The 26,685-nt window shown below is 45.1% G+C and carries 24 protein-coding genes, 1 tRNA gene and 2 rRNA genes; 7 read left to right on the forward strand and 20 right to left on the reverse strand.

Annotated elements, in window-relative coordinates; translation table 11 throughout:
* Positions 1–86 precede the first annotated feature (86 nt).
* From K5609_RS18505 to K5609_RS18530, 6 genes are all read right to left on the reverse strand, one after another.
* Positions 87–2,969, reverse strand: a 23S ribosomal RNA gene (locus K5609_RS18505).
* A gap of 243 nt (positions 2,970–3,212) precedes the next feature.
* Positions 3,213–3,288 (reverse strand) — tRNA-Glu (locus K5609_RS18510).
* A 106-nt stretch (positions 3,289–3,394) separates the two neighbouring features.
* Positions 3,395–4,929: ribosomal RNA gene (locus K5609_RS18515) — 16S ribosomal RNA — on the reverse strand.
* The 16S and 23S rRNA genes sit together here with 1 tRNA gene alongside, the layout of an rRNA operon.
* A gap of 427 nt (positions 4,930–5,356) precedes the next feature.
* On the reverse strand, positions 5,357–5,845 hold the full coding sequence (locus K5609_RS18520; protein ID WP_221074925.1) for a C40 family peptidase: 489 nt from the start codon (positions 5,843–5,845) through the stop codon (positions 5,357–5,359).
* 15 nt (positions 5,846–5,860) lie between these two features.
* Entirely contained in the window at positions 5,861–6,475 is a 615-nt protein-coding gene (locus tag K5609_RS18525; RefSeq protein ID WP_221074926.1) for a flavin reductase family protein, read from the reverse strand.
* Positions 6,476–6,562: 87 nt separating this feature from the next.
* Positions 6,563–7,687, reverse strand: coding sequence for a pyridoxal-phosphate-dependent aminotransferase family protein (locus K5609_RS18530; protein ID WP_221074927.1), 1,125 nt, complete (start codon positions 7,685–7,687; stop codon positions 6,563–6,565).
* 753 nt (positions 7,688–8,440) lie between these two features.
* Between K5609_RS18530 and K5609_RS18535 the strand changes: the two genes are divergently transcribed.
* Together K5609_RS18535 and miaA are read left to right on the forward strand one after the other, a co-directional pair.
* On the forward strand, positions 8,441–8,650 hold the full coding sequence (locus tag K5609_RS18535; protein ID WP_221074928.1) for a DUF1127 domain-containing protein: 210 nt from the start codon (positions 8,441–8,443) through the stop codon (positions 8,648–8,650).
* A gap of 125 nt (positions 8,651–8,775) precedes the next feature.
* On the forward strand, positions 8,776–9,714 hold the full coding sequence (gene miaA, locus K5609_RS18540; protein ID WP_221074929.1) for a tRNA (adenosine(37)-N6)-dimethylallyltransferase MiaA: 939 nt from the start codon (positions 8,776–8,778) through the stop codon (positions 9,712–9,714).
* A 5-nt stretch (positions 9,715–9,719) separates the two neighbouring features.
* Here the strand turns inward: miaA and K5609_RS18545 are convergent, their stop codons facing one another.
* Together K5609_RS18545 and K5609_RS18550 are read right to left on the reverse strand one after the other, a co-directional pair.
* Entirely contained in the window at positions 9,720–9,965 is a 246-nt protein-coding gene (locus tag K5609_RS18545) for a DUF3624 family protein (RefSeq protein ID WP_221074930.1), read from the reverse strand.
* A gap of 32 nt (positions 9,966–9,997) precedes the next feature.
* Positions 9,998–11,392 carry a coniferyl aldehyde dehydrogenase gene (locus K5609_RS18550; protein ID WP_221074931.1) on the reverse strand — a complete coding sequence of 465 codons (1,395 nt, stop codon included), beginning with the start codon at positions 11,390–11,392 and terminating at the stop codon, positions 9,998–10,000.
* 137 nt (positions 11,393–11,529) lie between these two features.
* Here K5609_RS18550 and K5609_RS18555 point away from each other — a divergent pair, with 137 nt between their 5' ends.
* From K5609_RS18555 to K5609_RS18565, 3 genes are read left to right on the forward strand one after another with little or no spacing between them, the layout of a single operon-like run.
* Complete coding sequence (locus K5609_RS18555; protein ID WP_343212514.1) at positions 11,530–12,513, forward strand: hydrolase; 984 nt, start codon at positions 11,530–11,532, stop codon at positions 12,511–12,513.
* Positions 12,510–12,758, forward strand: a complete 249-nt coding sequence (locus tag K5609_RS18560) for a YheU family protein (RefSeq protein WP_221074932.1) — start codon at positions 12,510–12,512, stop codon at positions 12,756–12,758. The genes K5609_RS18555 and K5609_RS18560 overlap by 4 nt, the downstream gene beginning before the upstream one ends.
* Before the next feature lie 37 nt (positions 12,759–12,795).
* On the forward strand, positions 12,796–13,665 hold the full coding sequence (locus tag K5609_RS18565) for a phosphoribulokinase (protein WP_016403768.1): 870 nt from the start codon (positions 12,796–12,798) through the stop codon (positions 13,663–13,665).
* Between the two features lies 1 nt (position 13,666).
* Here the strand turns inward: K5609_RS18565 and K5609_RS18570 are convergent, their stop codons facing one another.
* Complete coding sequence (locus K5609_RS18570; protein WP_221074933.1) at positions 13,667–14,071, reverse strand: OsmC family protein; 405 nt, start codon at positions 14,069–14,071, stop codon at positions 13,667–13,669.
* 211 nt (positions 14,072–14,282) lie between these two features.
* On the opposite strand from K5609_RS18570, the gene crp reads away from it, so the two are divergent.
* On the forward strand, positions 14,283–14,921 hold the full coding sequence (gene crp, locus K5609_RS18575) for a cAMP-activated global transcriptional regulator CRP (protein ID WP_016403770.1): 639 nt from the start codon (positions 14,283–14,285) through the stop codon (positions 14,919–14,921).
* Between the two features lie 52 nt (positions 14,922–14,973).
* Here crp and K5609_RS18580 read toward each other — a convergent pair whose 3' ends face one another.
* The 9 genes from K5609_RS18580 to rpe all read right to left on the reverse strand — a co-directional run bounded on the left by K5609_RS18580 (position 14,974) and on the right by rpe (position 24,075).
* Positions 14,974–15,768: a DUF1338 domain-containing protein gene (locus tag K5609_RS18580; RefSeq protein WP_221074934.1), complete on the reverse strand. Its 795-nt coding sequence runs from the start codon at positions 15,766–15,768 to the stop codon at positions 14,974–14,976.
* Between the two features lie 10 nt (positions 15,769–15,778).
* Positions 15,779–17,248, reverse strand: coding sequence for a succinylglutamate-semialdehyde dehydrogenase (gene astD / locus K5609_RS18585; protein WP_221074935.1), 1,470 nt, complete (start codon positions 17,246–17,248; stop codon positions 15,779–15,781).
* A 39-nt stretch (positions 17,249–17,287) separates the two neighbouring features.
* Positions 17,288–18,319, reverse strand: a complete 1,032-nt coding sequence (gene astA / locus K5609_RS18590) for an arginine N-succinyltransferase (RefSeq protein WP_221074936.1) — start codon at positions 18,317–18,319, stop codon at positions 17,288–17,290.
* A 115-nt stretch (positions 18,320–18,434) separates the two neighbouring features.
* On the reverse strand, positions 18,435–19,646 hold the full coding sequence (locus K5609_RS18595; protein ID WP_221074937.1) for an aspartate aminotransferase family protein: 1,212 nt from the start codon (positions 19,644–19,646) through the stop codon (positions 18,435–18,437).
* A 290-nt stretch (positions 19,647–19,936) separates the two neighbouring features.
* Positions 19,937–20,521: an anthranilate synthase component II gene (locus K5609_RS18600; protein WP_221077312.1), complete on the reverse strand. Its 585-nt coding sequence runs from the start codon at positions 20,519–20,521 to the stop codon at positions 19,937–19,939.
* Between the two features lie 101 nt (positions 20,522–20,622).
* Positions 20,623–21,531: a cation efflux transmembrane domain-containing protein gene (locus K5609_RS18605; protein WP_221074938.1), complete on the reverse strand. Its 909-nt coding sequence runs from the start codon at positions 21,529–21,531 to the stop codon at positions 20,623–20,625.
* 125 nt (positions 21,532–21,656) lie between these two features.
* Positions 21,657–22,661, reverse strand: a complete 1,005-nt coding sequence (trpS, locus tag K5609_RS18610) for a tryptophan--tRNA ligase (protein WP_221074939.1) — start codon at positions 22,659–22,661, stop codon at positions 21,657–21,659.
* Between the two features lie 30 nt (positions 22,662–22,691).
* On the reverse strand, positions 22,692–23,387 hold the full coding sequence (locus tag K5609_RS18615; RefSeq protein ID WP_221074940.1) for a phosphoglycolate phosphatase: 696 nt from the start codon (positions 23,385–23,387) through the stop codon (positions 22,692–22,694).
* Positions 23,388–23,397: 10 nt separating this feature from the next.
* Positions 23,398–24,075, reverse strand: coding sequence for a ribulose-phosphate 3-epimerase (rpe, locus tag K5609_RS18620; RefSeq protein ID WP_221074941.1), 678 nt, complete (start codon positions 24,073–24,075; stop codon positions 23,398–23,400).
* 132 nt (positions 24,076–24,207) lie between these two features.
* Here rpe and K5609_RS18625 point away from each other — a divergent pair, with 132 nt between their 5' ends.
* Positions 24,208–24,375, forward strand: a complete 168-nt coding sequence (locus K5609_RS18625; protein WP_221074942.1) for a DUF2970 domain-containing protein — start codon at positions 24,208–24,210, stop codon at positions 24,373–24,375.
* 6 nt (positions 24,376–24,381) lie between these two features.
* Here K5609_RS18625 and K5609_RS18630 read toward each other — a convergent pair whose 3' ends face one another.
* Both K5609_RS18630 and K5609_RS18635 read right to left on the reverse strand, forming a co-directional pair.
* Positions 24,382–25,197: a Dam family site-specific DNA-(adenine-N6)-methyltransferase gene (locus tag K5609_RS18630; RefSeq protein ID WP_221074943.1), complete on the reverse strand. Its 816-nt coding sequence runs from the start codon at positions 25,195–25,197 to the stop codon at positions 24,382–24,384.
* Between the two features lie 2 nt (positions 25,198–25,199).
* The gene (locus K5609_RS18635; protein ID WP_221074944.1) at positions 25,200–26,678 is read right to left on the reverse strand and encodes an AAA family ATPase; all 1,479 of its coding nucleotides are present in this window, start codon (positions 26,676–26,678) and stop codon (positions 25,200–25,202) included.
* Positions 26,679–26,685 lie beyond the last annotated feature (7 nt).

Raw genomic sequence — 26,685 nt, forward strand, 5'->3', positions numbered from 1 at the left:
AAAAAGCTAAAAATATCTCACGAGTACTAACAAGTATTCATGGTCAAAAAATAAGGTATCTATAAGCAACACCCTTTAGGTGTTGTATGGTTAAGCCTCACGGGTAATTAGTACAAGTTAGCTCAATGCCTCACAGCACTTACACACCTTGCCTATCAACGTTGTAGTCTCCAACGGCCCTTCAGAGGACTTAAAGTCCTAGTGAGAATTAATCTCGAGGCCTGCTTCCCGCTTAGATGCTTTCAGCGGTTATCAGTTCCGAACGTAGCTACTGGGCAATGCTATTGGCATAACAACCCAAACACCAGCGGTTCGTCCACTCCGGTCCTCTCGTACTAGGAGCAGCTCCCCTCAATTCTCAAACGCCCACGGCAGATAGGGACCGAACTGTCTCACGACGTTCTAAACCCAGCTCGCGTACCACTTTAAATGGCGAACAGCCATACCCTTGGGACCGACTTCAGCCCCAGGATGTGATGAGCCGACATCGAGGTGCCAAACACCGCCGTCGATATGAACTCTTGGGCGGTATCAGCCTGTTATCCCCGGAGTACCTTTTATCCGTTGAGCGATGGCCCTTCCATACAGAACCACCGGATCACTATGACCTACTTTCGTACCTGCTCGACGTGTCTGTCTCGCAGTTAAGCTGGCTTATGCCATTGCACTAACCGTATGATGTCCGACCATACTTAGCCAACCTTCGTGCTCCTCCGTTACTCTTTGGGAGGAGACCGCCCCAGTCAAACTACCCACCAGACACTGTCCGCAATCCCGATAAGGGACCAACGTTAGAACATCAACACTACAAGGGTGGTATTTCAAGGTCGGCTCCACATCATCTAGCGACAACGCTTCAAAGCCTCCCACCTATCCTACACATGTAGGGTCAATGTTCAGTGTCAAGCTGTAGTAAAGGTTCACGGGGTCTTTCCGTCTAGCCGCGGGTACACCGCATCTTCACGGCAATTTCAATTTCACTGAGTCTCGGGTGGAGACAGCTTGGCCATCATTACGCCATTCGTGCAGGTCGGAACTTACCCGACAAGGAATTTCGCTACCTTAGGACCGTTATAGTTACGGCCGCCGTTTACCGGGGCTTCGATCAATAGCTTCGTCCAAAGACTAACCACATCAATTAACCTTCCGGCACCGGGCAGGCGTCACACCGTATACGTCATCTTTCGATTTAGCACAGTGCTGTGTTTTTAATAAACAGTTGCAGCCAACTGGTATCTGCGACTCTCAGCAGCTTAGGGAGCAAGTCCCATCACCATCAAGAGCGTACCTTCTCCCGAAGTTACGGTACCATTTTGCCTAGTTCCTTCACCCGAGTTCTCTCAAGCGCCTTGGTATTCTCTACCCAACCACCTGTGTCGGTTTGGGGTACGGTTTCGTATAATCTGAAGCTTAGAGACTTTTCCTGGAAGCAGGGCATCAACCACTTCGTGTCCGTAGACACTCGTCATCAACTCTCAGCGTAATGTAAACCCGGATTTGCCTAAGTTTACCGCCTACTGCCTTTCACGTGGACAACCATCGCCACGCTGGCCTAGCCTTCTCCGTCCTCCCATCGCAATTATACGAAGTACAGGAATATTAACCTGTTTCCCATCGACTACACTTTTCAGTCTCGCCTTAGGGGCCGACTCACCCTGCCCTGATTAACATTGGACAGGAAACCTTGGTCTTTCGGCGAGGGGGCTTTTCACCCCCTTTATCGTTACTCATGTCAACATTCGCACTTCTGATACCTCCAGCAGACCTTACGATCCACCTTCAACGGCTTACAGAACGCTCCTCTACCGAGCATGCAAGCATGCTCCCGTAGCTTCGGTGGTATGTTTAGCCCCGTTACATCTTCCGCGCAGGCCGACTCGACCAGTGAGCTATTACGCTTTCTTTAAATGATGGCTGCTTCTAAGCCAACATCCTGGCTGTCTAAGCCTTCCCACATCGTTTCCCACTTAACATACACTTTGGGACCTTAGCTGACGGTCTGGGTTGTTTCCCTTTCCACGACGGACGTTAGCACCCGCCGTGTGTCTCCCGGATAGTACTTAGTGGTATTCGGAGTTTGCAAAGGGTTGGTAAGTCGGGATGACCCCCTAGCCTTAACAGTGCTCTACCCCCACTAGTATTCATCCGAGGCGCTACCTAAATAGCTTTCGAGGAGAACCAGCTATCTCCCGGTTTGATTGGCCTTTCACCCCCAGCCACAAGTCATCCGCTAATTTTTCAACATTAGTCGGTTCGGTCCTCCAATTGGTGTTACCCAATCTTCAACCTGCCCATGGCTAGATCACCGGGTTTCGGGTCTAATCCCAGCAACTATGCGCGCAGTTAACACTCGGTTTCCCTACGGCTCCGCTATTCGCTTAACCTTGCTACTGAAATTAAGTCGTTGACCCATTATACAAAGGTACGCAGTCACCCCACGAACCCACTGCTTGTACGTATACGGTTTCAGGTTCTATTTCACTCCCCTCACAGGGGTTCTTTTCGCCTTTCCCTCACGGTACTGGTTCACTATCGGTCAGTCAGGAGTATTTAGCCTTGGAGGATGGTCCCCCCATATTCAGACAACATATCACGTGTGCCGTCCTACTCGATTTCACTTAAAGTAGATTTTCATGTACGGGGCTATCACCCTGTATCGCTGTCCTTTCCAGAACATTCCACTAATCACATAAAAGCTTAAGGGCTAATCCGGGTTCGCTCGCCGCTACTACCAGAATCTCGGTTGATTTCTTTTCCTCCGGGTACTTAGATGTTTCAGTTCCCCGGGTTCGCCTCGCAACGCTATGTATTCACGTTACGATACTGCATAAAATGCAGTGGGTTTCCCCATTCGGAAATCCATGTCTATTACGTCTTTTATCGACTCAACATGGCTTATCGCAGATTAACACGTCCTTCATCGCCTCTGACTGCCAAGGCATCCACCGTATACGCTTAGTCACTTAACCATACAACACCTAAATGTTGTCGCTTAAATCACTTGAATAGTCAGGCTGTATAAGTCCTGCTATTCGAGTACGATCACCTTATTTTTTTGAATACCAAAAACACTTGTTATTTAACTCGTATTTTTGAGATATTTTTTATCAGCTTTTCCAAATTGTTAAAGAGCAATTGGCTTCTTAGAAACCAAAGCTAAGCACTGTATTAACTAATGCTTAGCTTTGTATTCTTACAACCAAAGAGAGAGATGGTATCCCGTACGAGATTTGAACTCGTGTTACCGCCGTGAAAGGGCGGTGTCCTAGGCCTCTAGACGAACGGGACACTGCGTTAGCTGTTCTCGTTGGTTCTACACCACACTAGAACTTCTCTCTTTATCTTTTCATCAAGCAATCTGTGTGAACACGTCACAGGGACATAAGCATCATAATAAGGAGGTGATCCAGCCCCAGGTTCCCCTAGGGCTACCTTGTTACGACTTCACCCCAGTCATGAACCACAAAGTGGTGAGCGTCCTCCCGAAGGTTAAACTACCCACTTCTTTTGCAGCCCACTCCCATGGTGTGACGGGCGGTGTGTACAAGGCCCGGGAACGTATTCACCGTAGCATTCTGATCTACGATTACTAGCGATTCCGACTTCACGGAGTCGAGTTGCAGACTCCGATCCGACATGCTTTTTGGGGTCCGCTTGCTCTCGCGAGTTCGCATCCCTCTGTACATGCCATTGTAGCACGTGTGTAGCCCTGCCCGTAAGGGCCATGATGACTTGACGTCGTCCCCACCTTCCTCCGGTTTATCACCGGCAGTCTCCCTAGAGTTCCCACCATTACGTGCTGGCAAATAAGGATAGGGGTTGCGCTCGTTGCGGGACTTAACCCAACATCTCACGACACGAGCTGACGACAGCCATGCAGCACCTGTATCTGAGTTCCCGAAGGCACCAAGGAATCTCTTCCAAGTTCTCAGTATGTCAAGGGCAGGTAAGGTTCTTCGCGTTGCATCGAATTAAACCACATGCTCCACCGCTTGTGCGTGCCCCCGTCAATTCATTTGAGTTTTAACCTTGCGGCCGTACTCCCCAGGCGGTCTACTTAATGCGTTAGCTGCGTTACCCACGAGTTAAACTCACAGACAACTAGTAGACATCGTTTACGGCGTGGACTACCAGGGTATCTAATCCTGTTTGCTCCCCACGCTTTCGTACATGAGCGTCAGTTTTTGTCCAGGTGGCCGCCTTCGCCACTGGTATTCCTTCAGATCTCTACGCATTTCACCGCTACACCTGAAATTCTACCACCCTCTACAAAACTCTAGCTTGCCAGTTCCAAATGCCATTCCCAGGTTGGTCGGGATTTCACATCTGGCTTAACAAGCCGCCTGCGTACGCTTTACGCCCAGTAATTCCGATTAACGCTCGGACCCTCCGTATTACCGCGGCTGCTGGCACGGAGTTAGCCGGTCCTTCTTCTGTTGCTAACGTCAAAGATAAAGAGTATTAACCTTTACCTCTTCCTCACAACTGAAAGTGCTTTACAACCCGAAGGCCTTCTTCACACACGCGGCATGGCTGCATCAGGCTTTCGCCCATTGTGCAATATTCCCCACTGCTGCCTCCCGTAGGAGTCTGGGCCGTGTCTCAGTCCCAGTGTGGCTGATCATCCTCTCAAACCAGCTAGGGATCGTCGCCTTGGTGAGCCATTACCTCACCAACTAGCTAATCCCACTTGGGCTAATCAATACGCGAAAGGCTCCGAAGAGTCCCCTCCTTTGGTCCGAAGACATTATGCGGTATTAGCAGTCGTTTCCAACTGTTGTCCCCCACGTAAAGGCATATTCCCAAGCATTACTCACCCGTCCGCCGCTCGTCAGCAAAGTAGCAAGCTACTTTCTGTTACCGCTCGACTTGCATGTGTTAAGCCTGCCGCCAGCGTTCAATCTGAGCCATGATCAAACTCTTCAATCAAAAGTTTTTTCGCTCAAAGTTAAAAACTGAAATTATTACTGTTGTTACAGTGCAAGACTCCAGTTCACTTAAGCTTAATTTTTTCGCTTAAGACCCTGTGAGTGCTCACACAGATTGCTTGATAAATTGTTAAAGAGCGTTGCTTCGTTGCCGAAGCGAGGTGCGCATTCTACGCTTTCCTCTGTGGCTGTCAACCGCTTTTTAAAAGATTTTAAAAAGTAGTTTTTGAGCCGCTAACTCAGCCCTAGGCCTTGTTAACCCTGACTTAGCCTTGCTGCGCTTTAGAGCGCTGCGTACCGTGTCAGTGGAGGTGCATTATAGGGATGCGCGTTTCAGGTGCAAGCGTTTTTTGAAGAAAATCACAGAAACACGTTTAAGTGTTCAGATAGTAATCAGCAGGGGCATTTATTGGTGATTTTATCCGCATTTAGAGCCGTTTTATCGCGATGACCTTTGGTGACCAATAGACATTATCAATCCGCGAGAAGATCACACCTTTAGATGTTGATGCATGGAGAAAGTGATTTTGATCGTACACCACTCCGACATGTCGCACTTTATAACTGGTTTGAAAGAAAATAAGGTCGCCGGTTTTAACCTGACTTAGCGGAACGGCTGTTCCTTGGCTTAACTGCAGTTCTGTAGTGCGCGGCAAGGTTTTATTGTAAACATCTAAATAAAGGTATTGAACAAATGCCGAGCAATCTACGCCTGCTTTATTTGTTCCGCCCAAGCGATAAGGTGTTCCTTGCCATTGTTGGTGAACCTGCAACATTTTTTGTTGTACGCTGTTTACGTCTTTAGCAAGCTCAAGATCTACTGAGGTGCTATCTGGCTGGCTACTACAAGCAGCCAGTGAACAACAGACCAAGGCCATTAAGCAACGGCTTTGAAACACAGCCCCAACTTTATGCATTGAAGCAACTCCTCTTTACTTTGGACGTTGAAGAGAAAAGCTATTGCCATTTGCCCAATACTCTCCCCCACCTAAACGCCCTAAAGGGTTAAGCTGGTTGGTATCTACGGTGATTCGCCCTTGCGCTTCAGTGACAAACTGCTCTTCTATATATAGGTGCAATACTTTAAGCAGTATCATTGCTTGAGGAGTTTTCCCCACTTTATGCATTTCATAAAGCTCGCAAGCCATGGCAATTGGGGCATGAGTAAGCCTTGGTAGCGAAAAACTATCAAACTGGGTTAATGCAAGTTGCTGGCGCTCTATTTCAGACTCCCCATGCGGTAGGGTTTTAGCTGATTCGGTCACTTGCTCGGCCTGCTCGGCGCTTGCGATATGCACTACACAATGTTTACGTTGTTCAATATTAACTTTGGTATCTTTGTCACTGCCATCTATTTTTTTCCCCACCGAAAGCATCATCAGAGGTGGATTGGAGCTAACGGCTGTAAAATATGAAAAAGGCGCTAAGTTATAAGAGATAGGCTCTCCGTTGTCGCTAAGTACCCAAGCTATAGGGCGAGGCACTACTGTTTGAGTCATGCAGTGGTATATCTGATTGGCACTTAAACTTGAAAAATCGATGTACATCTAAGCTCTTCCTATATGCCGATAATAGGTTTGAATAAAAAGAAACCCGCAACTGCGGGCTTCAAGCACTAGTATAGAAAGAAAATATCAGCTTTCGCCAAGAACTTCAGCCAATGCCGCTAAACATAAACTCACGTTCTCTTTGCGGGCAGCATAACCCATTAAACCTATTCGCCATGCTTTACCAGCAAACTGACCTAAACCCGCACCAATCTCTAAGTTATAGTTATTAAGCAACTTAGCACGAATTGCAGCTTCGTCTGCGCCGTTGGGGATTGCCACTAAATTTAGCTGGGGTAAACGACAGCTTTGGTCCACCATCAAATCTAGGCCTAACTCAGCTAGACCATCGGCCAACTGACTGTGCATATCGGCGTGTCGCTGCCAAGATTGTTCTAAGCCTTCTTTATATAAGGCCAGCAATGACTCATGTAATGCATACAATGCAGTAACCGGCGCAGTATGATGGTAAGAACGCTTTTGCTCCCCAGACCAGTAACCCATTACTAAGCTTTGATCTAAAAACCAACTTTGTACTTTGCTGTTTCGGCTAGTTAACTTATTAACTGCCGCTTGGCTAAAACTTACTGGTGATAAGCCGGGTACACAAGATAGACATTTTTGACTACCAGAATAGATAGCATCGATGCCCCATTCGTCCACTTTCACGGGGATACCCGCAAGAGAGGTAACGGCATCAACAATGGTTAGGCAGTTGTGTTGTTTCGCCAATGCACATAAAGCTTGAGCATCAGAAGCTACGCCGGTAGATGTTTCTGCGTGAACAAAGGCCAGTATTTTGGCATCAGAATGCTGCTCAAGTGTTTGACTCACTTTCTCTATAGAAACGGCTTCTCCCCAGCTGTCTTCTACCACCACCGGAACACCACCACAGCGTTCTACATTTTCCAACATGCGTTGTCCAAATACGCCATTAATACACACAACAACTTTATCACCTGGCTCAACCAAGTTAACAAAACAGGTTTCCATGCCTGCAGAGCCAGGCGCGGATACGGCGAAGGTGTGAGCATTTTGGGTTTGAAATGCGTACTGCAACAAAGCTTTAATTTCGTCCATCATGTTCACGAACAAAGGATCTAAATGGCCAATGATAGGGCGGCTTTGTGCCTGCAATACTTGTGGAGAAATATCTGAGGGCCCTGGTCCCATCAAAATTCTACGAGGAGGGTTAAAAGAGCTAATATCCATGAAAGCATGTCCTTATATTTAATCTAATTATTTATTGTAATTATGAGTGTTGCGTAATTACTCTAACATTCAGGTGACAACAATTGAACACAAAACAGCCAGAAGCATCAGCCTTTGAGTGATCTTTTCACTGAGCCCATAAACCCCATACACATCTCATTTGGCATTTATAAAAACTCATAAAAAGACAAATACAACTAATAGAAATAAGCTGAAAAAAACGAGTGTTTATTAAACTAACCATTCTATAAACCAAGCAAAATATGAATAAGATCTTTAACGCTACCCAAACGCAACAATATTTACATAAAAGAAACATTATAATCTTCATAGAAGATCAAAAGCCACCATCGAAAAATTGATCTAAAACAACAAAAACACCGAAATCAGAAACCACCCACAAACCCTCTAAGTAAAAGGTACAAAGTCAATAAATCAATATAAAAAACACCCTAGAATAATTACTCAAAGGTAATGCTAATAGAGCTACAAAAAACGCAAACTAAAGAATCGCGCCGATTCTGGCTTAGCTGCTTAATAAACACACCAAAAAGGTTAAACACCTAAAGCTAGCCATATTAACAAAGCATAAATAGTGTATAATTATTCATGATTTATTCACGCAAAAATTTCGCTTTTAAAAACCAGGATAGACATTAGTTTTTCTAATGTATAAATTGCAGTTTTACTTGTTTGAGAAGGCGAATATTCAGATCTATTATTGCCCCATCAACTGAGATGAGGTCTTAAATTATGAGCACTACCGTAAATACCATTGGTAACAACAAAAACACTTCTTTCTTCCAACATGCTGTTGAGGTTTACCACCTTTGCAATACGTGGATTTTGCGCCAGAAAACGCGCCGCCAATTAGCTCAACTTCCAGCTTATTTATTACGTGACATTGGCTTAAGCGAAGCAGATCGCTACCAAGAATCACGCAAGCACTTCTGGGAAAACTAAAGCACTTACAACGCTTTTCGCCAAGGACCTCAGGCTCATTAGAAACGGCATGCTGCTTTGCACATGCCGTTTTTGTTTTTTCTTGTTACCATTCGCTTTTCAATTACCACGCAATTAAAACCACTATGCAAACTCAAGCCGCTAACCTTATTGTTGTATTAGGCCCTACAGCCTCTGGGAAAACCCAACTAGGTGTTGAACTAGCGCGTCGCTATGGGGGTGAAGTGCTATCGGCAGATTCACGCCAAGTATATAAAGGTTTGGATATTGGCTCGGGCAAAGACTTAGATGAGTACCAAGAGATCCCCTACCATCTTATTGATATTGTAGAGCCCGACACCGAATACAGTGTATTTCACTTTCAGCGAGACTTCTTCGCCGCTTATCAGCAGATAAAACAAGTCAATAAATTGCCAATCATGGTGGGTGGAACTGGCTTGTATATAGACGCTGTGACACAAAACTATCAACTACACGAAGCGCCGGTAAATAAGGCCTTGCGGGATCAACTGGCTGAGTTGAGCCTAAGTGAACTACAACAACGTTTATTGGCACTAAAGCCCGAACAGCACAATAGTACCAATTTAACAGTTCGCCCACGCCTAGTGAGGGCGATAGAGATAGCAGAGTCGGACAAAGTAATTGAACCGCAGAGCACGCCTAAGCATCCAAAGATAAATCCACTTTATATGGGAATTCGTTGGGAGCGCTCAGTACTAAGAGAGCGCATCACTCTGCGCTTAAAGCAGCGTTTAGAAGAAGGCTTAATCGAAGAAGTACAAAATCTTCATAGAGATGGCGTAAGTTACAACAAGCTAGAGTTTTATGGTTTGGAGTACCGCTTAGTTGCTCAGTATTTGCAAGAACAACTCAGCTACAACGATATGTTTCAAAAGCTTAATTCTCAGATCCATCAGTTTGCCAAACGCCAAGATACTTGGTTTAGGAAGATGGAGCGCCGCGGTGATCTCATTCATTGGCTGGATCCTCAACAAAACCTGATAGAGCAAGCTGCAAGCTTAGTAGAACCCCAACTAGAAAGCTTGAGTGCCAAGCTCGCTTAAACCGACTACTTATTTGGTGGTTGCTGAGTCGACCACCGGTAATAAAAAAACATTAGCCAATGGGCCAAACTTAAGCCGGCAAATGCTGCAAAAGCTAGCCATAGCGCGACAGAGTAAACAGCCACTTCACCGCTGTAGCCCAAACAGCACACCAATAGCAGCAAACTGCCTAGGTTGGCTTGCCACATACACTGTTGGCAACGGCCTAGCTTTTCTAAAAACCATGCCTTTTGGCAAAACTGACAACTCACGGCTAAACCCTGTTAGAAACAATCTAAGCAAATTATCCACGAGTCATCAGTTTGATCAATAACTCACTGAATTTTGTATAAGGTGGACGCATCAGTTTTATTGCCGGAAAACGCCCTTGCTTAAACACGGGTAGCATTTTAGAAAACTGCACAAAACCGTCATAACCGTGATAGTGCCCCATTCCACTCGGTCCAACACCACCAAAAGGCAGTTCATGTTGGGCTACGTGCAAAAGCACATCATTGATACATAAGCCACCAGCTTGAGTTTGTTGAATAACTTGCTGCTGGGTAGCGGCCTGATTAGAAAACACATATAAAGCGAGCGGATGAGCATGCTGCCGCACATAAGCAATGGCTTCGTCTAACTGCTGATATTCAACTACTGGCAATATTGGGCCAAAGATCTCTTGCTGCATAACATCGGCGCCTTCGGCCACATTTAACAATAAACTCGGCGCTAGCTTTTGCTTACTCTCCCCAGGAAGTAAAGTAATGCTCTCTGCACCCTGCTCTGTTGCCTGCTGGCTTAGCTTATTGAGTCTATGTAAAAAGGCTTCAGAAATGATGCTAGAAAATGCCTGATCGCTCAGCTCTTGATAATGCTTCTTACAATAAGCCACACAAGCATCAACAAACGCTTGGCGTTGTGAGTGATGCAGTAAAACGTAGTCGGGTGCTACGCAGGTTTGCCCTGCATTAAACAGCTTACCCATCATGATGCGCTCAGCGGCCAGCTCGACCGGATAGTCTTTTGCAATAATGACCGGAGATTTACCGCCCAGCTCTAGGGTAACTGGAGTAAGGTTAGCGGCTGCAGCTTGCATAACTTTGCGGCCAGTATTGGTTGAGCCTGTAAACACTAGATGAGCAAAGGCGAGGCTTGAGAATTGGGCGCCGCGGCTGCCATCCTCATCGGCATATAGCCTTACCAAATCCTCTGGAAGATACTGTGGCATTAGCTCGATAAGCAGTTGGGTTAATGCTGGGCTAAGTTCCGACATCTTAATCATCACTTTGTTGCCAGCGGCTAAAGCATCGGTAAGCGGCCCTATGGCTAAATATAAAGGGTAATTCCAGGGCACTATTACCCCTATCACTCCTAGTGGTTTTGCAATCACTTGATTACTCGCACCCAAGTGCCAAATGCTAATACCTCGCCGCTGTGGCTTTAGCCATTTTTTAAGGTGTTTTAAGGCATAGCGTATTCCCTCAATAGAAGGAAATAACTCGATCAGCTGGGTTTCATGTGAGCTACGGTGACCAAAATCTTGGCTAATCGCCTCAATAATGGCGCTTTGATTTTCCATCAACAACTTTAGCAACTGCAGTAGGTTGTATTTGCGTTGCTGCAAACTTGGGTAGCTTTGCTGAACAAAGGCTTGCTTTAGACTGGTTAAGTCACTAGAAAATTGCTGTTGATTCACATCTGTCACCATAAACACTCTATAATCACAAATAGATTATGTTACCAATGGTAACTTGTAAAATATAAATGATGATACTTGAACAAAATTATGACAGGTAGCATAGTTTAGTCGCATCAAACATCAGGAGAACAATCATCAGTCCAAGCCAATTTGCCGCTCCTTGGTGGGCCAAGAACAAGCATATTCAAACTTTATTGCCTACCTTTTTACGGCGTAATAAGCGCTTAAAGCTAGCTTGGCAAAAACTGGATTTAGCCGATGGCGATTTTGTTGATTTAGCTTGGATAGAAAGTGATGAAGCGCGTTCACCAGAGCAGCCCATTGTGGTGGTATTTCATGGCTTAGAAGGCAGTGTTGAATCTCCCTATGCAAAAGGGATACTACAGGCTTGCCAGCAACAAGGTTGGCGCGCAGTAGTTATGCACTTTCGCGGCTGCAGCGGCAAACCGAATAATTTGTGGCGTGGTTACCACAGTGGCGAAATTAAAGATGCCACAAGCTGCATCAATTACTTACACCAGCAATACCCCGAGGCTCCATTACTGGCTTTAGGTTATTCCTTAGGTGGTAATATGTTAGTCAACTATTTAGCCAAAACACCCAGCTCTCCACTGGCTGCTGCCGCTGTAGTATCGCCTCCTTTAAACTTGGGGGCTTGTTCAGAGCGCTTGCAGCGTGGCTTCTCTAAAGTTTATCAACATCACCTGCTATCACGTATGAAACGTAATCTATGTAAAAAAATTGAGCGCACCCAGCAGGCTCCTCTTAATACTCAACAAGTACAAACTTGGCGTAACTTCGTGCAGTTTGACGAACACTACACTGCAAAAGCACATGGCTTTAAGGGCGCTGCCGACTATTACCACCGATGCAGCGGCTTGCCTTTATTAAAAGAAATTACGCAGCCAACCTTATTAATCCATGCAGCTGATGATCCTTTCATGGACCAACGGGTTATTCCCAAAGCAGACCAATTAAGCCAAGCTGTAGAATATCGCCTTAGCAATACCGGTGGACATGTAGGATTTGTTGGTGGTAGCCTGCTGCGCCCGCAATTTTGGCTTGAATCAACTATTCCAGCTTGGTTTAAACAACAACTTGAGCAGACATCAAAATGATCATTCCTTGGCAACAATTAGAACCCGCCACCTTAGATGCATTACTAGAAAGCTATGTACTGCGCGAAGGCACCGACTATGGTGATCAAGAGTTGAGTCTTAATGACAAACTAGAACAAATTAAACAACAAGTTATTAACGGCTCGGTTTTAATCGTATACTCTGAACTTCATGAAACAGTAAACTTAATTGCCAAAGAGCAATTTGATGCCTCTGCCATGGAAGGGCAGCAGGATGATGGGTAAACCCTGTTTATAATCATCACCAACAAATAAGGCCACTATGTCAGCTAAGCATCCCGTTATTGCGGTTACCGGTTCATCAGGCGCTGGAACATCAACCACCAGCGAAGTATTTGCTCATCTGTTTAGGCAGCACAAGCTAAACGCCGCCTTTATCGAAGGGGACAGCTTTCACCGTTACACTCGCCCAGAAATGGATGTAGCTATTCGTAAAGCTCGCGAACATGGTAAACATATTAGCTATTTTGGCCCCGAAGCTAACGACTTTAATTTGCTGTACGACTTCTTCAAACAATATGGCGAAACTGGCACCGGCCAATATCGTCGTTATCTGCATACCTTTGATGAAGCAGTACCTTACAACCAAATGCCCGGTACCTTTACGCCTTGGCAAGATTTACCCGAAGACACCGATGTACTGTTTTATGAAGGCTTACACGGCGGTGTGGCCTACGATGATAAAAACGTAGCCTCTAAAGTTGACTTGCTCATCGGTATGGTGCCGATTGTAAACTTAGAGTGGATTCAAAAGCTGGTGCGAGATACCACCGAGCGAGGCCATTCTCGTGAAGCAGTGCAAGAATCTATCGTTCGTTCGATGGATGATTACATTAACTACATCACCCCTCAATTCTCTCGTACTCATATCAACTTTCAGCGTGTCCCCACAGTAGATACCTCTAACCCATTTAGCGCTAAAAGCATCCCAACCTTAGATGAAAGCATGTTGGTTATTCGTTTTCGTGGCCTAAAAAATGTCGACTTTCCATTTTTATTGCAAATGATTGATGGTGCTTATATGTCACGGCAAAACACCATTGTGGTACCTGGCGGGAAAATGGGTTTTGCCATGGAGTTAATCCTGTCGCCAATGATTCAGCAACTATTAGAGACAGGAAAAATCCGCTAAGTTAAGCAGATTCAATACGATAGCTGTGGCTTACTTCACAGCTTTTACTCAACATTAGCGACACAGAACAGTACTTCTCCATGCTTAATTGCACTGCACGTGCCACATGCTTTTCACTTAAATCAACCCCGGTAACCACAAATTCAAGATGAATTTTGGTAAATACTCGCGGCGTACCTTCTGCCCGCTCAGAATCGAGATTAACTGTACAATCAGTAACTTGCTGTCTAGCTTTGCCCAAAATAGAAATAATATCTACCGAACTACAGCCACCAGCCGCCATTAGTACGTACTCCATAGGGCTTGCCGCAGCCTTTGCACCATCGCCATCCATCTCAATTTGGTGACCTGAGCTACTTTTTCCAATAAATTGCAGTTCTTTAGACCACGAAACGGTCGCTTTCATGTTAGATTCTCCTAGGGAATATTTCGTCGACCAGCTTAATCTAGGTCAAGGTTCAAGGCCAGCGTTTGACTCATACTAAAGGCGTATAAATGCCTTGCAGCAAAGCCCGAAGCCTTTTATGCTAGAGGCGGAATGGACGACTATTAAAATAAATACAGTTTGCGTGTTATAAAGCTAGCAAACAATTATAAAGACAGAGGATTTCTTTAATATGGTAATTGGCAAACCTCAAGCTGATCCGGTGATGGAGTGGTTTCTTTCTCACTGTCACATTCATAAGTACCCATCAAAAAGTACTTTGATTCATGCTGGCGAAAAAGCTGAAACACTTTACTACATTGTAAAAGGTTCAGTGGCAGTATTGATTAAAGATGAAGAAGGCAAGGAAATGATCTTGTCTTACTTGAATCAAGGTGATTTCATGGGTGAATTGGGTCTTTTCGAAGACACTGAAAATCCAATTCGTACTGCTTGGATCCGCGCAAAAAGTCCTTGTGAGGTAGCGGAGATTTCTTACAAGAAATTCCGTCAGCTAATTCAAGTTAACCCTGAAATCTTAATGCGCCTTTCGGGCCAAATGGCTAACCGTTTGCAAATCACCAGCCAAAAAGTAGGTGACTTAGCATTCTTAGACGTTACTGGTCGAATCGCTCAAACGCTATTAAACCTAGCTAAGCAGCCAGATGCTATGACGCATCCAGATGGCATGCAGATTAAGATCACTCGCCAAGAGATCGGCCAAATTGTAGGTTGTTCTCGCGAAACGGTAGGTCGTATTCTTAAGATGCTAGAAGAGCAAGAGTTAATTACCGCACACGGTAAAACTATAGTGGTTTACGGCACACGCTAATAAAATCACCATTGCTCAAATAAAAAGCCGCTTAATGCGGCTTTTTTGTTTTTTAAGAACGGTTGTCGGTACTACTAAATATTTTATCTGCCGACGCTTCTACAAAGCCTGAGTACAACTCACCATCAGCCTTGGCATAACGCAGCGCAAACTCATAAAAACAACTGGGTATGCTGTGTTTACTGTCACTAAACACCACCTCAGTTTGATCGGCCATTGTTGAAGATTGCTCAAGCAATACTTCTAGTGAACCTTTAATCTCGCCACCCACCGTATTTAAGTTGAAGCCAGCTTCCAACAATTTTTGATTAACCGCTTGTAGGCTTTGGTAGCCCGCCAGCTGGTTTACCGACACGGTAAAGTGATTAGCGCGGTAGCCATAGGCTGCTAACCATGCGGCATATTCGCTTTCAGCGAGTAATGCTTGGTAATCGCTATAGCTTAACTGCCAAGGTCGACCAGAAAAGAATACTTCTGGGCGTTGATATAATTCGTCGTTCACTTGGCTAGCCAAACGCTGAACAATAGCTTGCGCTTGAGGAGAAAGGCTTTCGACTTGTAACTCACTAATAAACACCTTGGGTACGGTTGGGTCACTATGTTCAAAATGAGCCGCATCAAGGTGCTTGTTAGCAAAGTGATAAGTACCACCTTGAACGTAACCCATTGCTAACAAGTGCTTGGCAAACGCTTCTACACCGGTATTAGGCAGATTAAAAGTGCGCACCGCAATGTGATCATTAATGATTGGAGCGCCTCCACCCAGCAGGGTATGAATAGACTCCGCGCTAGGTGTTACTGCCAAATACTGTTGCCATAAACGCTCAAAGAATAAATCGATAGTCATTGCTAACTCCTTAGAAGTGCAAGCCTGGACTTAAGGTAGCTGGCATGACACTGGCTTTACCTTCCATCGACGCCACTGGGTAAGCACAATAATCAGCTGCATACTTCGCACTAGCGCGATGGTTACCCGAAGCGCCAACTCCGCCAAAAGGCGCTGCGCTAGAAGCGCCAGTAATGGAGCGATTCCAATTAACAATACCTGCTCGAATGCGGTGGCGGAAGTTTTCCCACAGAGCGGCATCGTTACTTAACAAACCCGCAGATAAGCCGTATCTAGTGTTATTGGCTTGAGCAATTGCACTGTCCCAATCGTCATAACGAACAACTTGGAGCAAAGGGCCGAAGTATTCTTCATCGGGCAGTTCCACCACTTCGCTCACTTCAATGATACCTGGGCTTACAAAGCCCTTATCTACATCTGCTTGCTCTAGTTCTACTAAAGACTCGCCACCCAATGCTGTTAACTTTTCTTGAGCGCTAACCATTCCTGCAGCGGCTTTTGCACTGATCATGGCACCAATGAATGGTTGTTGCTCGGCATCGTAGTCGCCCACTTCAATTGCCTTAGTCACAGATACTAAACGCTCTAGGATTTGCTCGGCTTGCTCGGTTTTTGGTAAATACAAACGGCGTGCACAGGTGCAGCGCTGGCCTGCAGAGATAAAGGCTGATTGCACAATATCGTGAACCGCGGCATCAACATCATGAACCTCAGCCACAACTAAGGGATTATTCCCCCCCATCTCTAAGGCCAAGATTTTATCCGGCTGGCTAGCAAACTGCTGATGCAGAACGTGGCCAGTATTAGAACTGCCCGTAAAGAACAAGCCATCAATGCCTGAATGCGACGCTAAAGCTTTACCTGTGAGCACTTCACCCTGCACCAAATTAATTACGCCATTGGGAACACCTGCTTGTTGCCATAGCTTCACAACGTGCTCAGATGTCTTAGGTGTTAGCTCAGAAGGTTTAAGCACCACTGTATTGCCTGCGATCAACGCTGGGATAATATGGCCATTAGGTAAATGACCCGGGAAGTTGTATGGACCAAAAACCGCAACCACTCCATGAGGCTTATGACGCAATACTGCAGTTGCAATGGGCAGCTCAGAGCTTGACTCGCCAGTACGCTCAAAATAGGCTTTCTCTGAAATGCCTGCCTTGCCGATCATTGCTGCAATCTCAGTACGAGTTTCCCATAAAGGCTTGCCGGTTTCTTGGGCGATAACCAAGGCTAAGGCTTCTTTGTTTTCTTCAAGCAAGCCAGCAAATTTTTTGATGATTGCAAGGCGCGCTTCAACACCGCTCATGTACCAAGCAAATTGGCTATCTCGTGCTGCTGTTACTGCGTTATCTACTTGGCACGCAACTGCTGACTTACCCTGCCACACCGACACATTTTTAGCCGGATCAATCGAGTTAAAAACCTCGCCCTCACCAGCCAACCATTGACCGTTAATAAACTGATTTAAATGTTCCATCTACAACCTCAAATCCTTTATTGCTGCCCGTGGGCAAAATTATTGTTCGAAACGCAGTGCGCCAATGCGAATTTGGTCACCATCGGTCACTTCTAAGGCCTTGGCAGCTTCTTTAGAAATCACTGCGTGGCATTTTTGGGTATCTAACTCGATCTCAGAAACACATGCTCTAAACTCTTGTAAACGCGCATTGGTAAGCAGCATTTCTTCGGCTGCTTCGCTAGGTTGCCCAACATGCACGATTACTTTGAAGGAATGCTTCACGCTCTCAATCAGCTTGAGTGGACACTCAACGGTAGGGCCTGCATCAAAGATGTCTACATAACCATGCTTACAAAAACCTTCAGCCTCTAGCAAACGCAGAGCCGGCCGGGTTTTTTCATGTACTTCGCCAATCACCGCTTGGGCTTCTTTGCTCAGCAAATTAACGTAGATTGGATACTTCGGCATAAGTTCGGCAATAAACTCTTTCTTACCTACGCCCGTTAAGTAGTCGGCAGTAGGAAAATCAACACTAAAAAAGTTGTCTTGCAGCCATTGCCAAAATGGAGAACGGCCTTGCTCGTCGGATACACCACGCATCTCAGCAATTACCGAATCGTTAAAACGTTGTGGATGTTCGGCCATCAACAAAAAGCGACACTTCGACAACAGACGGCCGTTTTGGCCCTGTCGGTGAGGCTCTTGCAAAAACAAGGTGCATAATTCGGTAACGCCGGTGTAGTCATTGGTTAGGGTGAGGGTTTCAACTACGTTGTATACATTTAGGCTACGCGAAGCATGTACAACTTTACCCAGATGATAAGTATAAAATGGGCTGGCCATGCCTACTGCGGCATCAATGGCGCTGGTACCGACTACTTCACCGGTTTCGGTATCTTCGGCAACCATTAGGTAATGCAGATCACCTGGGTGCTCAATGTCACTGGCAAACGAGCGAATTGAATGCGCCAGTTTTTCACGCAATAAAGGTTCGTCTACCGGTAAAGAAGTAAAGCCTATCCCCGAACCCACTGCCATTTGTAACAAGGCAGGGTAATCCGTTTCCTTAATAGGACGGATAACTAACATGGCTATTTCTCCCTTTATTAAATAGCACGGAGCCGTAGCTAAGTATTAGCCACTATTTATGTTTATTAAAAGAATTGCTTGGGCTGAAACCTTTAAGGGTATCAGCCCACTTTGTTTAGCCGTTAACCACGTTTGCAACAGCTTGTTCTAAACGCTGCATGCCTAATTCAACGTCTGCTTGAGGCACGATAAGAGATGGAGTGAAACGCACAACATTAGCGCCAGCAACTAGAACCATTAGGCCCTCTGCCGCAGCTGCCACCAAGAAGTCTCTGGCTCGGCCTTGGTATTGATCATTTAATACCGCACCTAACAGCAAACCTTTACCACGCACTTCAGTAAATACTTGGTACTTTTCATTGATGCGATTAAGTGCTTCTCTAAACCATTGCTCGCGCTGCTTAACGCCACTTAGCACTTCTTCAGAATTAACAATATCAAAAGCGGTTTCGGCTACAGCACAAGCCAGAGGGTTACCGCCATAGGTGCTACCATGGGTGCCGACTTTCATTGATGCTGCAATAGCAGTGGTAGTTAACATCGCACCAATTGGGAAACCGCCGCCCAGGGCTTTAGCCGAGGTTAAAATATCCGGCGTCACTCCTAAACCCATGTACGCGTATAGTTCGCCAGTACGGCCAACTCCGGTTTGTACTTCATCAAAAATTAGCAGCGCTTGGTGTTTGTCACAAAGCTCACGAACTTTTTGGGCAAACTCTAAGTCAGGGCTAATAATGCCGCCCTCACCTTGCAAAGGCTCCATCATTACCGCACAGGTTTGATCATCAATAATGGCCTCTAAGGCGGCAAGATCGTTGTAAGGAATATGTTCTACATCGCCTGGTTTTGGTCCAAAACCGTCAGAATAAGTCGCTTGACCACCTACAGTAACCGTAAAGAAAGTACGACCATGGAAGCCTTGTTCAAAAGCGATGATTTTGGTTTTATCGGCAGAGCCATGTTCAATGGCGTAACGACGCGCTAGCTTTAATGCTGCTTCGTTGGCTTCTGCGCCAGAGTTACAGAAGAACACTTTTTCAGAGAAGGTACTGTCTACCAATTTTTTAGCTAAACGTAATGCTGGTTCGTTGGTTAGGACATTACTTAAGTGCCATAGTGAGTTGCCTTGCTCGGTTAAGCTTTTAACCAAAGCGGGATGACAGTGGCCCAAACAATTAACCGCGATACCACCAGCAAAGTCGATATACTCACGACCGTCTTGATCCCATAAACGCGAACCTTCTCCCTTAACAGGAATAATGGCCGCAGGCGCATAGTTTGGAACCATAACTTCATCGAATAGTGCGCGAGTAACAGCGTGTGACATGTAGTGTTCTCCTTTTAGCTTTCTGGCTATTCCGTTATACAGGGCCAGAAAGGTTAATAGTTTGTAAACAGTTTGGCGATTATGGCAAATCTCAAGAGCCTTGTCTGAGCATAGTGCCTTTGAGCCATACAAAATATGGCCATTTTTACGCATATTCAGTGCATAGTTCTAAATCAATTATTGCTAAGCTGACAGAAAACAGCCAAAGACTTAGCCACTACAGCATAAATATGCACAATCTATTCATTCTATAAAATCACTAGATAAGCATTTATAGAATCTAAAACGTTCTACTTTGTAGAATCAACAAAGTTAGCTAATAACTGTAAACCTTGTTGTGTAAGTATACTTTCTGGATGAAACTGCACCGCATGGATCGGTAAGCTTCGGTGCTTTAGCCCCATTATTTCGGCCGATTCGCCTTTACTATCTTGGCTCCAGGCGGTTACCTCTAAGCATTCTGGTAAGCTGTCTTTTTCTACCACTAATGAATGGTAACGTGTCACCATTTGTGGATTTGCCAAGTCTTTAAATACTGACGCCTGCTGATGATAAATGGGCCTTACCTTGCCATGCATAGGCTGAGCAGCACGTACCACCTTTGCGCCAAAGTGTTGGGCAATGCATTGATGTCCTAAACACACCCCTAGCATAGGCAAGCGCTGAGCAAAGTGAGCGATAACGGCTAAGGATATGCCAGCCTCATTAGGCGAGCAGGGACCAGGTGATATCACTAAATGGCTGGGGGCTAATTGTTCAATTTGCTCTAAGGTAATTTGATCATTACGGCGCACTTCAACCTGAATATCTAACTGTGAAAAGTATTGATATAGGTTGTAGGTAAATGAGTCGTAATTGTCGATGATAAGTAACATGTAGCTTGAGCAAACCGTGTATAAGTCAAAACCAAGAAAGTCGCTATAGTAGCCGATTTTAAACAGCGACACAGCGACTATTCTATCCAGTTTAGTTTAATTCAACTTGCGGCTTGTTCGCTCGAAGCTTTAGGCTCAACAAATACTATCTCGGTGTAGTTATTATCATAAAACTGATTGGCTAGTGCTCGCAGCTGTTGGCGCTGCTGCACCATGTCGCTAAGGGCAAGTTGAGACTGTTGGCACTCTAGCTCAAGGGTTATCCAGAACCTGCGTCCGGTTTTCATTACCATGGCATCAGCAAGACTGAATCCATTGATTAAACTTTGGCTATTGAGCGCAGCTATAAATGGCTTGGTGTGCGCATCATCGGGGGCGCTTAGCAATAATTCTTTAAAACCATTTTTCACTAACAGGTAGGGATCCTTTAGAAAAATCAGCGAGAAAACTATTACCAGAATTTGATCCACATAGCGGGCTATCCAACCAATGCTGCTATCTTGAATCAGTAATACGATAATTAGGGCAACACCAATCGCCCCAGAGATAACGGAGTTAATTAACCAGCCTTGTTGCTCTGCTTGAAGCAGGTTTGAGGCTTGTTTCTGATTGCTACGTAAGCAGACGTACCAAGCCAATAAACACCCAGCTACAGCCGGTACAACATACACCAACATCATGCCTATTTGTGGCTCGCGCCCACCCGCCAGCATAGTTTGTAAATTGGCAGACAAAGCAAATGCCACTAATACTAAAATCGAGACCCCTTTAACCATCACCATTAAAGGCTCGAAGGCAAAATAGCCCATAGGAAAACGTTCGTTATAGTTTTGGCTGGTTAGATAAGCGATGCGGATACCCGTGAAGGCCATAATTGAGGACAATAGATTGAATACGCCATCTAACATAATAGCGCCAGACTCGGTGTAAACCCCCATGGCGATGCCCCAAATAGCCAGTAGCAAAGCAATTATTGCCGACACAACTAAGGTTTTACGTTCAAGATCCATCTTTTCCTCACAGAGCCAATTATCAACACATTGATATATAACTAGATACTAGCAAGCACTTAGCTAGGCTACTAGACATAAAAAAGCCCAGCAATTGGCTGGGCTCGTTATTAATTTGCTAGCTATTACTTCAAACTAATAAAACCTAATACATCATAAACTGCACGTAGGGTTTTACTGGCTTGCTCACTGGCACGTTCTGCACCTTTGGCCATAATAGCCTGCAGAGCCGCTTCATCTTCTCGTAGCGCTTGATAGCGAGCTTGAATAGGCTCCATCATCGCAACCACAGCATCAGCGGTGTCAACCTTCAGGTGACCATACATTTTACCTTCGTAGCTTGCTACTAAGTCATCAATTGACTTACCAGTTGCCACCGATTGCAAAGTAAGCAAGTTAGATACACCAGGCTTTTCATCGCGGTCAAAGTAGATACGCGCCTGCTCATCAGAGTCAGTCACCGAAGCTTTAATCTTCTTGGCGATCTGTTTAGGCGTGTCACTCAATAGAATGAAAGCCTTAGGGTTGTCGTCAGACTTAGACATTTTCTTGGTTGGCTCTTGCAAAGACATAACCCGCGCACCAAATTTTGGAATAAATGGTTCAGGAACGGTAAAGATCTCGCCATAAAGGTTATTAAAGCGATGGGCGATATCACGAGTTAGCTCAAGGTGTTGTTTTTGATCGTCTCCTACTGGCACAGCATTAGCCTGATACAATAAAATATCGGCGGCCATTAACGCAGGATAAGTATATAAACCCGCATTAGTATTGTTGGCGTACTTAGTCGACTTGTCTTTAAACTGGGTCATACGATTCAACTCGCCCATCTGCGTATAGCAGTTTAAGGCCCATGCTAGTTGCGCATGTTCAGGTACTTGCGACTGAACAAAAATGGTGCTTTTGTCTGGGTCTAAACCACAGGCAATATACATCGCTAAGCCATCTAACACTTGATTAGTGAACTGCTTAGGTTCTTGGCGAACAGTAATGGCATGTAAGTCGGCTAACATGAAATGACAATCGTAGTCATTTTGCATATCAATCCACTGATTTATTGCCCCAATATAGTTACCAATGGTTAATGAACCAGAAGGCTGAATGCCACTTAATACAATCGGTTTACTCATGTTCTTCCTATAAAAACTAATACTATGGGCTTAAGCCGTTACCGAGCCTTTAATTAACTCAAGCAATGTTACTAGGCTATCCGCCACAAAATCGGGGCCACTAAGTGCGATATCTTCACCGTAGTTGTAACCATAGGTCAAGCCTAGCGAGCGACATCCCGCCGCTTTTGCAGCTTGAATATCATTTTTTGAGTCACCCACCATCAATAGATCTGCCATTTCAACTTGGCAGCACTCAACTAAGTGCTGCAGCGGCAGGGGATCGGGCTTTTTACGTGACAGCGAATCACCCGACAATACTACGTCGAAGTATTGCGCCAAATTTAAAGCTTCCAATAGCGGCTGAGTGAATACGCCAGGTTTATTGGTCACAATCGCCATTGGCACATTCAGCTTAGAAAGCAGCTCTAAACTCTCTGCTACGCCATCATACAACCTACTGGCGACACACAGTTTTTCTGAATAATGCTGAACGAACAAATCCTTCGCTTGTAAGTACAGGCTCTCTGCAATATCGCTGGCGATAGTATCCGAACCAGACAAGGCGCGTTTAATTAACACTTCAGCACCATTGCCTACCCAGTGGCGAACGGTTTGTTCAGGAAATTGCTCACGCCCTAAATCCAGCAGCATGGCATTAATAGCCAGGGCCAAATCAGGTGCGCTGTCTACCAAGGTACCGTCTAAATCAAAAGCAATTAGCTTCACCGCTTGTAATTGGCTCATTTATTTAACCTTAGTTAGTAACTTTCGCCAGTTCGGCACGCATTTTATCGATAACCGCTTTGTAGTCGGGTTGATTGAAGATGGCAGAACCGGCCACAAAGATATCTGCACCCGCTTGGGCTACTTCTGCAATATTGTCTGGAGTTACCCCACCGTCGATCTCTAAACGGATATCATAACCACTTTCATCAATCTTTTTACGCACTGCGCGCAACTTGTCTAAGGTATTTGGAATGAATTTCTGACCACCAAAACCTGGGTTAACCGACATCAACAAAATCATGTCGAGTTTATCCATAACATAATCGAGACAATGCAGAGGAGTGGCAGGGTTTAGCACCAAACCGGCTTTACAACCTTGCTCTTTGATCAACTGCAAACTGCGATCAATGTGTTCAGAGGCTTCAGCATGGAAAGTAATCATGCTTGCACCCGCTTTAGCGAACTCAGGAATAATGGCATCCACAGGCTTAACCATTAAATGAACGTCAATTGGCGCGGTAATACCGTAATCACGTAGTGCCTTACACACCATTGGACCAACGGTTAGATTAGGCACGTAGTGATTGTCCATTACATCGAAGTGGACTACATCTGCACCAGCAGCAAGTACGTTATCCACTTCTTCACCCAAACGGGCAAAATCAGCGGCTAAAATTGAAGGGGCAATTAAAAAAGGTTTGCTCATTGGGGTAACCATTGGATTTGAAAGTGCGCAATTTTAGCGCAGCTTGTGCTGTGATCCAATCTCTGTACAAAGATTGTTTTTATGTCATGCTGAACTTATCCACCATAAGGGGCAACAAATGGTAGAAATATCATGTCGGTATTGAAAAGTGTTCTCGGTGCATTGTTTGGTGTTCAATCGGACAAACAACGCCAACATGACTTTAGCCAAGGCAAAGCGTGGAAGTTCATCTTAGTTGGCATCATTATGGTTACGCTGTTTGTATTAGCGATAGCAGCGTTGGTGTCGGTGATAACCTGAGAGTGCTTAATTGGCTTGATAATAAGCCAGTAGCTCAGCAACTTTCATACGTTGATGGCCTTTGCGACTAATTGTGCGGCGCACGCTAAGCTGGCTTAACTCACTGTGCTGGTAAATACTGCGGGTTAGCGGCAAATCATGATTACTAATTAATACCGAAGCACCCCGTTGCTGAGCTTCTATCGCCAGCTCTCCCAAGCGTTCTTGATCACTTCGATTAAAGCCTTTGCTTGCGTAGTTAGTAAAACTAGCCGTAGGGCTAAGCGGAGCATAAGGCGGATCGCAATATACGATATCGCCAGCCCTCACCTCGGCAAAAGTTTCCACGTAGCTACAACAACGAAATTCGGCTTTTTGCGACTTTTCTGCAAAAAACTCCAGTTCTTGCTCTGGAAAATAAGGACGTTTATAAGAACCAAAAGGCACATTAAAACCACCACTGCGGTTATAGCGGCATAAACCGTTGTAACCATGGCGATTCATATACAAAAACATCAATGAGCGTTGGTAGCTGTCTTTGGTGGCATTAAAGCGTTTGCGCAGCTGGTAGTAGTATTCGCTTTGATTACACTCTTGAGTGAAGTAGTGCTTGGCATCATCAATGAACTGCTGCGGGCGTTGCTGCAATATTTGATACATGTTGATCAAATCAGGATTAATGTCGCTCAATAGGTAACGCGGATAATCGGTATTCAAAAACACCGAAGCTGCACCCACAAACGGTTCCACTAACAAGTCACCCTCGGGTAATTGTTGCTGGATGTCTTCAATTAAGCCGTATTTACCGCCGGCCCATTTCAAAAAAGCGCGTGTTTTCTTCATTACTATTGAGTCAATTCAAACTGAACCTGTTTAAATTGCTTAATCAAAGAATCAAGATTTTGCTGTTTTAAACTATTGCGAGCGGCTTGAGCTTCTTCGCGCGTGGCGAAGTCACCATAAATAATTTTGTAAGGAACATTCGGATTGGCACTTGAACGATATACCCACACATCATGCGCCCATTGGCGAGCCGACACAAACTGCTGCGCTTTTTCACGATTATTCAGAGCCATTAACTGCAGGGTATAACGCTTGCTTGGCTTAGCCTCCAACAACGCTTTTACATTGGTGACTTTAATCGACACTTCTTCTTGCTTAGTGTCGCTTGGCGCTTTATCAGCACTAAGTTCTGCTTCTGGCTCTGCCAGCAAATTACCGCTGTCTTGAATTTGCGCGACCAATTCAGTGTCGTCAGCTGGTTGGCTTTGTTCTGCAAGCAACTTATTAACTACGTCATCTTCAACCACTACGCGCAACTCTGACTCAGAACTTTGACTGTTTACATCTAGCTCTTTGGGTAAATCTTGCGATGGCAGTTCTGCCGTTTCCGCCTCACTATTTGAGCCAGCAAAATCTACGCTATTTTGTTGTGAACCTTTACCAGCACTTTGATTGGGAGAGTTACCATTGGCTAAGGTAGGTTCTTCCATTAAGGCTAAGGCGATACGGCTGTCATCCCCTTGTTCACTGCCGCTCCAGTCGTTGATAACTTGCACTAATAAACCGGCTACCGCTGCACATAACACCACCGCAATAACTATGTATAATTTACTTCTATTTGGTGCACTTGCTTCCGCCATGGGAACATCTCCGGTAACGATTTGGTCGACAAATTGATAAATTAAACGAGGATTTCCTTTCGCCGAGGCGATGTGTTGCTCAATTGCTTGTTGGTTCTCAAATTCCGCCACGTACTCAGCACGATTAAATAACAGTGAAGCTAATTCGAAGGATTCAGTATTATTTAAAGGGGGAACATCAAAATAGAGAACTTGATTACTTAGCGAATCCAATTGCGCATTAAAACTACTACTTGACTCAGCAAACAGGATTAATGATAAATCATGCTGATATAGCTGATTGTAATGCTGATAGAACTCCACCAACTCTTTTAGTAGGTCGATACTAAGGTTATGCGCTGCATCTATGATGATAATGAGCGGAGCTGAAGTTTCTTTTACATTACGTTGAAAACTGTCAAACAGTGGATCGTCTTGATTAAACAGAGGGTCTTTCAATAGTTGTTGTAATAAATCTCGACGCAAACGACCATCTTGCTCACTGGCAGCACTTACCAAGGCGTGATTAGCAAAAGGAGCACTTTCAAGAAGGGAGTTAGCCATAGACGACTTGCCAGACCCAGCCTCACCGTTAACGCAAATGAGCTTTGCGCTAAAGCGAATTTGAGTGATAAGCCTATCGCGTAAGCGCAATTGACTTTGCAATTGTGCAAACTCGGCATCACGCCGCACTCCCACCATTCAAATT

It is taken from the genome of Agarivorans aestuarii, assembly GCF_019670125.1.
Classification (GTDB): domain Bacteria; phylum Pseudomonadota; class Gammaproteobacteria; order Enterobacterales; family Celerinatantimonadaceae; genus Agarivorans; species Agarivorans aestuarii.